The 11,435-nt window shown below is 37.6% G+C and carries 9 protein-coding genes, 1 tRNA gene and 1 pseudogene; 5 read left to right on the top strand and 6 right to left on the bottom strand.

What is annotated here, in order from left to right; genetic code table 11:
• From F3G66_RS09450 to F3G66_RS06025, 3 genes and pseudogenes are all read left to right on the top strand, one after another.
• Positions 1–743 (top strand): annotated as a pseudogene (locus tag F3G66_RS09450) (hypothetical protein); the annotation flags it as partial.
• On the top strand, positions 740–3,817 hold the full coding sequence (locus F3G66_RS06030) for a type I restriction endonuclease subunit R (RefSeq protein WP_149707464.1): 3,078 nt from the start codon (positions 740–742) through the stop codon (positions 3,815–3,817). The pseudogene F3G66_RS09450 and the gene F3G66_RS06030, both read left to right, overlap by 4 nt.
• Positions 3,807–4,466, top strand: coding sequence for a M48 family metallopeptidase (locus tag F3G66_RS06025; protein WP_149707463.1), 660 nt, complete (start codon positions 3,807–3,809; stop codon positions 4,464–4,466). The genes F3G66_RS06030 and F3G66_RS06025 overlap by 11 nt, the downstream gene beginning before the upstream one ends.
• 111 nt (positions 4,467–4,577) lie before the next feature.
• Here the strand turns inward: F3G66_RS06025 and F3G66_RS06020 are convergent.
• From F3G66_RS06020 to aspS, 6 genes are all read right to left on the bottom strand, one after another.
• Positions 4,578–4,654, bottom strand: a tRNA-Ile gene (locus F3G66_RS06020).
• Between the two features lie 123 nt (positions 4,655–4,777).
• Positions 4,778–5,296: an inorganic diphosphatase gene (gene ppa / locus F3G66_RS06015; protein ID WP_072594769.1), complete on the bottom strand. Its 519-nt coding sequence runs from the start codon at positions 5,294–5,296 to the stop codon at positions 4,778–4,780.
• Between the two features lie 70 nt (positions 5,297–5,366).
• Complete coding sequence (locus tag F3G66_RS06010) at positions 5,367–5,705, bottom strand: NirD/YgiW/YdeI family stress tolerance protein (protein ID WP_149707462.1); 339 nt, start codon at positions 5,703–5,705, stop codon at positions 5,367–5,369.
• Positions 5,706–5,776: 71 nt separating this feature from the next.
• On the bottom strand, positions 5,777–6,241 hold the full coding sequence (locus tag F3G66_RS06005) for a hypothetical protein (protein ID WP_149707461.1): 465 nt from the start codon (positions 6,239–6,241) through the stop codon (positions 5,777–5,779).
• Positions 6,242–6,378: 137 nt separating this feature from the next.
• Positions 6,379–6,948, bottom strand: a complete 570-nt coding sequence (locus F3G66_RS06000; protein WP_149707460.1) for an adenylate kinase — start codon at positions 6,946–6,948, stop codon at positions 6,379–6,381.
• 187 nt (positions 6,949–7,135) lie between these two features.
• A complete protein-coding gene (aspS, locus tag F3G66_RS05995) occupies positions 7,136–8,893 on the bottom strand; it encodes an aspartate--tRNA ligase (protein ID WP_148798168.1) in 1,758 nt (585 codons plus the stop codon).
• A gap of 92 nt (positions 8,894–8,985) precedes the next feature.
• On the opposite strand from aspS, the gene F3G66_RS05990 reads away from it, so the two are divergent.
• The gene (locus F3G66_RS05990; RefSeq protein ID WP_149707459.1) at positions 8,986–9,861 is read left to right on the top strand and encodes an NAD(+) kinase; all 876 of its coding nucleotides are present in this window, start codon (positions 8,986–8,988) and stop codon (positions 9,859–9,861) included.
• On the top strand, positions 9,854–11,374 hold the full coding sequence (locus tag F3G66_RS05985; RefSeq protein ID WP_188115835.1) for an AAA family ATPase: 1,521 nt from the start codon (positions 9,854–9,856) through the stop codon (positions 11,372–11,374). Before F3G66_RS05990 ends, F3G66_RS05985 begins: the two co-directional genes overlap by 8 nt.
• The last annotated feature ends 61 nt before the right edge of the window (positions 11,375–11,435 follow it).

Below are 11,435 nucleotides of genomic sequence, written 5' to 3'. Positions count from 1 at the left end.
ATATAAATTTAACTAAAAAGTATTTAACGGAAACAAATAAGGATTTGGAAGATCTTGAAAAATTTTATGTAAAAATTTTTGGAAAATTTGATGAAGAAGAAGGAAAAAGAATAGGAGGATTAGAACAAGAATTGGCAACAAGAAAGAATGAACTTGAGGAATTTAAAAACGATCAAATAAATAAGTTAAATGAACTTAAAGAAGAACACGACTCAAAACACAAAGCCTTTGAAGAAGAAATAGAAAAATTATTAGAAGGTGCAACTAGCGCAGGGTTAGCAAATGCTTATAGTGTTGAAAGAAAAAAATTTATATGGCCAATTATAATATGGAATATTGTATTTATAAGTTGCCTTTTTGCTATATCGCTTTTATCTTTTTCTACATTAAAAAATTTAAGTTCGATAGAAGAGATAACAAAATACATACTACACTCTTTGCCTATAACATTGCCTTTGATATGGATCGCTGTATATGCCAGTAAGAGACGTAGTGAAAATCAAAGACTAGAACAAGAATACGCACACAAGGAAGCATTGGCTAGATCATATATAAGCTATAAAAAGCAGATTAGTGAGCTAGGTAAAGAAGATAGTGAATTGCTAGAAAAGTTAATTTTAGAATCTATAAACGCAATATCATACAATGCAAGTAAAACATTAGATAAAAAGCATGGAGACGGCACAATATTAAACGAAATAACGCAATCTATTAAAAATTTAAGTCAAAGTGAGAAAAAATGACCCCAGATACTTCAGAAAATAAGATCCAGCAAAATAGCATAAATTTGCTTCAAAGCTTGGGCTATAAATTTATAAGCAGGGAGGAAAATTTAAAGCTTCGAGGCGGTAAAACTAGCGAGGTTTTGTTTAGGGAAATTTTAACCAAAAAGCTTGGCGAGATAAACGGCTATGAGTATAAGGGCAAGAGGTATAAATTTAGCCAAAGTAATGTCTTAAAAGCGGTCGATGAGCTAGCTGGGGTATCTTTAAACGAAGGGCTAATGGTCGCAAACGAAAGGATCACAAATTTACTCTTGCTTGGCACTAGTTTAGAAGAAAATTTAGAAGATGGGACGAGGAGGAGCTTTTCTTTTAAATTTATAGACTTTGAAAATTTACAAAACAACGATTTTTATGTAACGGAAGAATTTGAAGTAAGCAGAGTAAGCCAGAGCGACGCACAAAAGCACAGAAGGCCTGATCTTGTACTTTTTATAAACGGCATACCAATAGTCGTGATCGAGCTTAAAAAATCAAGCGTGAGCTTTGAAAACGGCATAAAGCAGCTTGAAAAAGAGCAGGGCAAAGATGAGATAGCGCACCTTTTTAAATACATCCAGCTAACCATCGCGGCAAATGGAAGTGGGGCAAGATACGGCACTACTGGTACGCCGTTTAAATTTTATAGCGTGTGGAAAGAACAAGACGAAGCAAAAGCAAAAGAGAGCTTAAAGAGCGTAGTAAAAGATAGAGAGGTAAGTGCGCTTGATATGACGCTCTTTGTGCTACTATCTAAAGATAGGCTGCTAAGGCTAGTTAGGCACTATATAGTGTTTGATAAAAGGATGAAAAAAGTTTGCCGCTATCAGCAGTTCTTCGCTATCGAAGAGACGCTAAAGAGGGTATCGGCGAAAAAAGACGGAGCAAGAGCGGGCGGACTCATCTGGCACACGCAAGGAAGCGGCAAGTCGCTAACGATGGTGATGCTAACAAAGCTTTTAAAGCAAATTTACATAAACTCAAAGATCATCGTCGTAACTGATAGGATAGATCTAGACGGGCAGATACACGAAACCTTTGAAAACACGGACGTAAAAGCAGGGCGAGCAAGTAGTGGAAGCGATCTGATAGAAAAGCTACAAAGTGGCGTTAGCGTGATAACTACGCTCGTGCATAAATTTGAAAAAGTGAAAAACCAAAAGGTAGTGATAAGAGATGGCGATATATTTGTGCTAGTGGATGAGAGCCACCGCACGCAAGGCGGAGACCTGCATAAGGCTATGAAAAAGGCGTTGCCTCTTGCTTGTTATATAGGATTTACTGGCACGCCGCTTTTAAAACGCGAGAAAAACAGCTTTGCTAAATTTGGTGGAGAAATTCATAGATATACGATAGATGACGCGGTAAAAGACGGAGCTGTCTTGCCGCTACTTTATGAAGGGCGATACGTGGGGCAAGAGGTGCTAGACCCTGAGGGGCTAACTAGGAAATTTGATCTCATATCAAGAGAGCTAAGTGATGAGGCTAAGATGGACTTACAACAAAAGTGGGCGAGATTTGAGCGTGTGGCATCAAGCGAGCAAAGGCTAGAGCTAATAGCTGTGGATATAAATGAGCACATCAAAAAGACTTTGAAAAAAAGTGGCTTTAAAGCGATGCTGGCTACTCAAAGAAAATATGACGCTATAAAATATCATCAGATATTTGAAGAGTTTGGAGAGATAAAAAGTGCTTACGTCATATCAAGCAACGAGCACGAGGAGCTTGAAGGTGGGCATAAAGAGTATGTCGCAAAAGCGTGGCAAGAGACTATAAGGGGCTACGGCAGCGAGGAAGAGTATCTAAAGTATGTGAAGGATGAATTTGTTTATGGCGACGAGATAGATTTGCTCATAGTCGTGGATAAGCTTTTAACTGGCTTTGACGCGCCAAGAGCAAGCACGCTTTATATAGATAAACAGCTAAAAGAGCATAATTTGCTTCAAGCAATAGCTAGAGTAAATAGGCTTTATGACGGGAAAGACTACGGCTACATTATTGATTATAGAGGGCTTTTAGGTGAGCTTGATCAGGCGCTTACTAGCTATGCTTCGCTAAGTGGCTTTGACCCAGAGGATATAACCGGAGCTGTGATAGACGTAAGAAGTGAGATCATAAAGGCTAAGACTTACTATGCTCATCTAGACGATCTTTTTAGCGGCGTGAAATTTAAAGACGATCTAGAAAGCTACGTGGCGGTTTTAGAGGACGTGCAAAAACGAGACGACTTTAAAGAGTGGTTATCGCAGTTTGCTAGGGCGTTTAAACTAGCGCTTTCAAGTGAGAAAATTTCTGATATCTTAAGTGAAGAGGAGATCAAAGCTTATAAACAAAGGGTTAAATTTTATAACGAGCTAAGAAAGGCTGTGCAGCTAAGATATCATGAGGCTTGTGACTTTGGCAAATATGAAGCGCAGATGCAAAAGCTACTTGATACTTACGTAAATGCACAAGGGGTCAATGAGCTTACAAAGCTTGTAAATATCTTTGAGACGGAATTTGACGATGAGGTGCAAAGGGTTGAGGGCAAAAACGCAAAGGCTGATACGATCATCAGCGCCGTAAGTGCGGTGGTAAAAGAGAAAATGGACTCAAACCCAGCGTTTTATAAATCAATAGCGCAGCAGATACAAGATGTCATCGACGAGTATAAAGCAAAAAGGCTAAGCGAAGAGGAAAAGCTTGCCAAAGCAAAACAGCTAAAAGACCTTATAACAGGTGCTTTAAAATCAAATGAAGACAGGTATCCAAAAGAATTTAACGCTAATAAAATTTTGTTTGCCATTTATGATAATTTGCTTGATATTTTAGGCGATGTGGGGCTTGCGGATGTCGAGGTGGTAGCTAAAAATTTGAGCCTGAAATTTTATGAAATTTACGAAAAAGCCTCAAAAAAACCGGAATGGCACAAAAATAAAGACGTAGAAAACGAGATAACAAGCGCGATTGAGGATGCTCTTTGGGATGTCGAGGACGAATACAGCGTTTCTATCGATGAGAAGGAAAAAATTTACCAAACTATCCGTGGAATAGAGATAAGCTTTTATGTCAAATGAGGTGAAAATCATCAAAAAAGAGGTGAAAAATATCACCTTAAAAGTTAGACCAAATGGCGAAGTGATCCTAACGGCGCCAAAAACGGCAAGCGATGAGCATATAAAATTTATCATAAAAAAAAGAGCTAAATGGATAGTGCAAAAGCGCGCGTTTTTTTCCTCGTTTAAGACGAGTAAAAAAGAATACGTAAGCGGCGAGGACTTTAAATATCTTGGGCGAAGCTACCGGCTTAAAGTTGTGCAGTCTAAAGAGGAGCGCGTAAAGCTACAAATGGGCTATCTTGAGCTCTTTGTGAAAGATAAAAGCGACCTAGAGCAAAAAGAAAATTTAGTCTATGAGTGGTATCATGAAAAGGCGACGTTATATTTTTTTAATATCTTGCAAGAATTTAACAAGATAGTAAAACAAGATATCAAAAGCGTAAAAATAAGGCAGATGAAAACAAGATGGGGGAGTTGCAACTCTTATAAATCATATATAAATTTAAACATAGAGCTTATCAAAAAGCCAAAAGCATGCATCGAGTACGTCATATTTCACGAGCTTGCTCACCTGCTGTATCCAAATCACTCAAAGAAATTTTATAACTATCTAACGCTTTATATGCCTGATTGGCAAAAACGCAAGGAAATTTTGGAAAGAGCTTAGAAAATTTGGCTTAAATTTTGGACTATTAAACATTTTTGTATTTTAAAAGTATTTTAAAATCTAAGGAAAAGTGATGAAAAATTTTTAATTTTTTAATGTTGATAAAGTAGGTGGTGGGTTCACCAGGACTCGAACCTGGGACCATCCGGTTATGAGCCGGATGCTCTAACCAACTGAGCTATGAACCCACAGTTGAAAGAAAATCGTATTATACAAGAAAAAGCTTATCTAAATATAAAAAATAGCCTTTTTTATGTGGAGTATAAAACGAACAAATTTAAAAAGAAAAGCCCTAAAATAGGGCTTATAAATTATTTATAATTTTTTATCGCAGCGTCTAAAATCTCTTTTGCAGCATTTGCATCTTTAAATTCTTTCACCTTAACCCATTTGTTTGGCTCAAGAATTTTATAAGTTTCAAAGAAATTTTTAATTTTATTTAGCGTTGCAACTGGTAAATCTTCGTAGCTTTTTATCGCTTCATATCTTGGATCGATCTTTGTAACTGGCACAGCCAAAAGCTTCTCGTCCATGCCTGCTTCATCTTCCATCACCAAAACGCCTATTAAGCGGCAAGGGATGACGCTGCCAGCTTGGAGTGGATACTCATTTAGAACCAAAATATCAGCTGGATCACCATCAGCCGCAAGTGTATTTGGTACAAAGCCGTAGTTTGCTGGGTAGAACATCGCTGAGTAAAGCACGCGATCGACCACGACTGCACCGCTATCTTTATCGATCTCGTATTTGATATTTGAGCCATAAGGTATTTCGATTACGGCATTGATTTTATCTGGATTTGAGCCAGCTTTGATTTTTGAAACGTCCATATATTCGTCCTTTTTATTAGAATTTTTCGTGATTTTAGTATTTTTTGCATTAAATGCGTGTAAATTTTAACTACCTTATGATTTCTACGCTATCTACGTCAATCTCTGTTTTTGTAAGGTCTTTGTCTATCTCGCCTCTTATTCGTAAAGGTGTATCTTCATTGACTGTTATGTTGCCCCATTTGTCATTGTCGATTTCAACGACAATGACATCACCATTTTTATCAATAAATTCATATTTGTCTGATTTTAGATGTGATTTTATTTTACCTTCTAGCACAACTTTGGTGTCGTCGTTTAGTTTTAAGGCATCTTTTACGCTTATAACATTTTTGCTTGGGTGTTTTGAGACAAAATCTCCAGCCATTGCAATGCTAGCAGATATTGCAGCGATTATAATTTTTTTCATTTTTATCCTTTAAAATTGGTTGTGAAATTTTAAGGGATAGTACATTTTTGATATTAATAAAAGGTAAGTTTTTACATAAAATCTTTTGTAACAATTTTATAGATATTTTTAGCGGTAATCGGTAGCGCTCTATCTGCGCTACCACCAAGAAAGCCATATCTAATCTCGACAGTAACGTTAAATTTAGCCACCTCTTTGCCACTTTGATCGACTAAATTTATGACTGCGAGAGTCTCAGATTTACCAGCACCACCTATGCCTAGGGTTAAGTGCCTAAGGATCCTAACTCCATTTTTTGTTCTTTGTATATCGCATTTTATTATTAGGTCGTCACCGTATTGGTTTTTCTTTTTTAAAAATGTATTTATGTGTCCTTCTAACTTTTTATCAAGTTCAGTTTCGCCACAAACCGCTTTAGCACTGCTGTACTTATATGTAGTATCCTTTTCAACCATCTCTATATACTTTTTGGCACATCCTGTAAAAGCAAAAATAGTTGTGATTGAAAGTAGTATTATAAATTTAAATTTATGCATAATTTCATCTTTGTTTATGTCTGTTAAAAATAAATTTAGAATTGTAGGGAAGTTACATTTAAAATAAAATTAAAAATAAGCATGTTTGAATGATATTTCTTTGAGACCTTGCACATTTTGATACAAGGCCTGTGAGTTTATAAAAGTTTAGCTAGTAAATTTTTGATATCAGCTACGATCTCGTCAATGCCACGCTCGCCATTTACTACGTGAAGTAGCTCTTTTTCGCTGTAAAATTTGCGGATAGGTTTGATCGGATCAAGATATACTTTCATACGGTTATTAAACACTTCGTTGTTATCATCAGCGCCTCTTGCACGGCCAAGCACTCTAGCTCTTGCCACATCTTCGCTAACATCTACTTCTATGACGCCTTTTAGAGAAATTTCATCTTGTTCGCTTAGAACCTTATCAAGTTCAGTCATTTGCTCAACACTTCTTGGGTAGCCGTCTATTATAATGTTTGATTTATTTGAGCTTTTAATGGCTGATACAATCGCATTTACGACAACGTCAAGCGGAACTAAATTTCCTTTTGAAATAAAGCCATCTATAAGTTTGCCAAGCTCGCTACCGCTAGCAACCTCAGTTCTTAAAAGATCGCCAGTTGAAAAGTGCGCAAATTTCTCATCTTGTTGTGCGATGAGTGACGCGTCTGTTGTTTTGCCGGAGCCTGGAGCGCCGATGATTAAAAATAAATTTTTCATTCTTTCCCTTTTTATATTTTTTGAGCGCCTTTGAATGAGTTTGAAAATTTCACCCTGCAGCAGACTATATGTCTAGCTTTGGGATGAAATTTTCTGTACAACATCCAAAATCATCTCAAAAATTTAATCTTTAAAATAAAATAACTCAAATTTAGACATCTAAAAGTCTAAATTTATTGCAAAAATTTTAAGCCTTTTGCTCTTTTTCTCTTATCCTTAGTCCTAGTTCCCTAAGCTGCTCGTTGCTAGCGTGGCTTGGTGCTTTTGTTAGTGGGCACTGAGCACGCTGTGTTTTAGGGAAGGCTATAACATCGCGGATCGAGCCTGCTTTATTTACAAGCATATTTAGCCTATCAAATCCGATCGCGATACCACCGTGTGGAGGCGCGCCAAATGTCAAGGCATCAAGCAAGAAGCCAAATTTCTCACGTTGCTCCTCTTCGTCTATACCAAGAAGCTTAAAGACCTTTTGTTGGATGTCATTTTTATGAATTCTTATACTTCCGCCGCCAAGCTCAAAGCCGTTTAGCACGACGTCGTGAGCGATAGAGAGGATGTCTTCAAGATCAGGTTCGTCAATATTTTTTGGCATAGTAAATGGATGGTGCATCGCAGAGTAGCTGCCATCATCATTTTGCTCAAACATTGGGAAGTCAAGCACCCATAAAAACTCAAGCTTGTCTTGATCGATGATACCCATTTGTTCAGCTAGGAAAATTCTAAATCTTCCCATATAATCAAGCACGATCTTTTTCTTGCCAGCGCCAAAAAATACTACGTCGCCAACTTTTAGCTCACATCTTGAGACGATCTCGTCAAGATCGCTTTGTTCAAAAAATTTGCAAAGTGGGCCTTTTAGGCCATCTTCTTTCATTTGGAAGTAGCCAAGACCTTGTGCACCAAATTTACGTACAAACTCCTCAAATCTATTCATCTCGCGCTTACTAAAGATGTTGTCGCCATTTGGCACTTTTAGTGCTTTGATGCGATTTTTCTTCTTATCTTTTGCGATAGAGCTAAAAATTTCATTGCTTGAGCGCTCGAAAATATCGATAACATCGATCATTTTTAGATCGTATCTAAGATCAGGCTTGTCTGAGCCGTAAGTCTCAGTGGCCTCTTTGTAGCTCATGCGTCTAAATGGCGTTTTGATATCGTATCCGCAGGCTTTAAATATATCTTTTAGCATCGTCTCAGCCATATTTATGATATCTTCTTGCTCGACAAAGCTCATTTCTATATCTATTTGAGTAAATTCTGGTTGGCGATCAGCCCTTAAGTCCTCGTCACGGAAGCATTTTGCGATTTGGAAATATTTATCAAAGCCAGAACACATCAAAAGCTGTTTAAATAGCTGTGGACTTTGTGGGAGCGCGTAAAACTGACCTGGATACACGCGGCTTGGCACCAGATAGTCTCTCGCACCTTCTGGAGTTGCGCGTGTTAAAACTGGAGTTTCAAACTCGATAAAGCCCATTTTGTCTAGGCTATTTCTAGCTGCGATCGCCGCGCGAGAACGCATTTTAAAGATATTTTGCAAGCGTTCACTTCTAAGGTCTAAAAAGCGGTATTTTAGCCTGATGTCCTCATTTACGCTCTCATCGCCTATCATAAATGGTAGTGGCTCGCTTGGATTTTCGATGATTAGCTCACTTACTATTACTTCTATCTCGCCAGTTTTTAGCTTTGGATTGGTTAGTCCTTCGCCTCTAGCTCTTACTTTTCCTTTTGCTTTTAAGACATATTCATCTCTTACTTTTGCAGCCACGTCATGTGCTTCTTTGCTATCAGCCGGATCGCAAACTAATTGTATAAGCCCGCTAACGTCTCTTAAATCGATGAAAACGACGCCACCGTGGTCTCTATATGTGTTTGCCCAGCCACAAAGTATTACTTCTTTGCCGATGTCAGCTTTGCTAAGATCGGTGCAATAATGACTTCGCATAAAATGCTCCTTTGCAATGTTTTTTAGGCAATTATAATCGCTTTTTTCTTTTGAAAAGCTTTGTTAAAATAAAATATGTTACAATCATTTACATGAAAAATGAACAAAAATTTAATACTTTTTGCACAAAAAAAGTAGGACTTATTGCTAAAGATTATCCATTATTTAGGCAAGATTTAGAAAAATTAGAAAAAATTTTAAAAAAGTATAACGCAGAAATTTTGCTTGAAAAAAATTGTGCTAAGCGTATAGAAAAAAATGGTTTTGAGCTGATAAAACTAGCCAAAGAGTGCGAATTTTTGATCACTCTTGGCGGAGATGGCACGATCATTTCAACTTGTAGAAAGCTAGCTCATATCTCGCCGCTTGTCCTTGGCATACACGCTGGTAGACTCGGATTTCTAACCGACATAATGATTAATGAGAGTGAGAAATTTTTTAAAGACTTTTTTGATGGTGAATTTGAGATAGAAACGCCTTTTATGCTTGATGTCGCGCTTCATAAAAATGATGGCAAAACTGAGCAAAAGATAGCATTTAACGATGCAGTCATCGTTAGTAAAAATGGCGGTTCGATGACACATATCGAGGCACTTTTAAATGAAAAATATTTTAATTCATATTTTGGAGACGGCGTTATAGTAGCGACACCTGCTGGAACAACGGCATATAACATGAGCGCAAATGGCCCTATTATCTATCCATTGAGCGAAGTTTTTACAGTAACTCCTATCTGCTCGCACTCACTTACACAGCGTCCGGTCGTGCTTACGAAAAATCACACGGTCAAATTTAGAACAAATAGCGACGCCATTTTGGTTATAGACGGACAAGACCGCTTTGATATGAGTAAAATTTCAGCCGTCAGCATGAGCCTAAGTGATAAAAAAGCGAGGCTGATACGTCATATTGGCAGGGATTATTTTCAAATTTTAAAAGAGAAACTTCACTGGGGTTATAATGATTGATCGAATTTTGATTAAGGATTATCTAAATTTTAAAAATGTCGAGCTAAATTTCAAAGAGGGTCTTAGCGTATTTACTGGCGTTAGTGGCGCTGGCAAGTCGGTGCTGATGAGTGCCATAATGGCTGTTTTTGGGCTAAAAGACAGCGAGGCAAGGCTAATTGAGGCTGACGTGGAGCATAAATTTGAGCTTGATGAGTTTGGCATAGAAAACGAAGAGGTCAATATTTTCAAGCTTTTAAAAGATAAGAGCACGAGGTATTTTATAAACCAACAAGCCATCTCAAAGAAAAATTTAGCCCAAGTGGCGCGCGAGCACATCAAATATCTCTCGGCAAAAGAGGCAAACGAGTTTGAAAATGAGAAATTCCTAAATTTGCTTGATAGGCTGGAAATTTCAAAAAATGAGAATTTTAAAGAGATAAAACAAGAATTTGAAGAGGCGTTTTTAGAATTTTCTAAAATTTCAAAAGAGCTAGCCACTATAAAAGAGGAAGAGAAAAAGGTCGAGGAGCTAAAGGAGCTTGCTAGCTTTGAGATCGAGAAGATAAGAAGCGTGGGACCTAAAAAAGGTGAGTTTGAAGAGCTTATGGAGACTAAAAAGAGGCTTAGTAAAAAGGATAAGATAAATGAGGCGTGGGCTAGGGCTGAGCGGATATTTGAGCTAGAGCACAGCGTAAATGAGGCGCTAAGCATCAGTGACCTTGACAATGGTTTTTTTGAAGATGCGATGAACGAGCTAAGGGTCGCAAGAGATAGCCTAAATATGGAAGAACTCGATGATATCGATGTGGAAAGCGTGCTTGATAGGATAGAGGCGCTAAATGCCATCATCAGAAGATATGGCAGCGAAGAGGAGGCGTTAGAAGCGCTTGATAAAAAGGAAAAAGAGCTTGCTAGATATGAAAATTTAAGCTTTGAAAAGAGTGAGCTAGAGAAGAAATTTGAAATTTTAAGCAAAAAGGCAAATGAGCTAGCTAGCATCTTAAGCAAGGCAAGGAGTGTAAATTTAAAAGAACTTGAGAGTATGATAAATTCATATTTAAAAGAGCTTTATATGCCAGATATTACGCTGAGTATTGAGGCTAAAAGGCTTGATATCTTGGGAGTTGATGAAATTTGTTTAAATTTAAATGAGACCTCGCTTAAAAATTTAAGCTCAGGCGAGCTAAACCGCTTAAGGCTAGCCTTCATAGCTGCCTCTAGCGAGATCACAAAAACTGGCGGTGATGTCATCATTTTAGATGAAATAGATGCAAATTTAAGCGGAAAAGAGGCGATGAGCATCGCAAATGTCTTGCTTAAGCTTGCAAATTTTTATCAAATTTTTGCCATTTCACATCAGCCACAGCTTAGCTCAAAGGCAAACTCTCACTTTTTGGTAGAGCGTCACAGAGAAGACTCGGTCGTAAGAGAGCTTGACAAAGAGGAGCGCGTAAATGAGCTTGCGCGTATGATAAGCGGCGAACATATAAGCGAAGAAGCAATAAATTTTGCTAAAGGGCTTTTAAAGTAGCTTAATTTAAATTATTAATTTAAGCTTTGTAAATAAATTTATTTGATAAAATCGTCACTAA

The organism is Campylobacter concisus (assembly GCF_902460665.1).
In the GTDB taxonomy this organism is placed as follows: domain Bacteria; phylum Campylobacterota; class Campylobacteria; order Campylobacterales; family Campylobacteraceae; genus Campylobacter_A; species Campylobacter_A concisus_AL.
The sequence above is the reverse complement of the archived record's forward strand: the minus strand, read 5'-3'. Positions and strand labels throughout refer to the sequence as shown.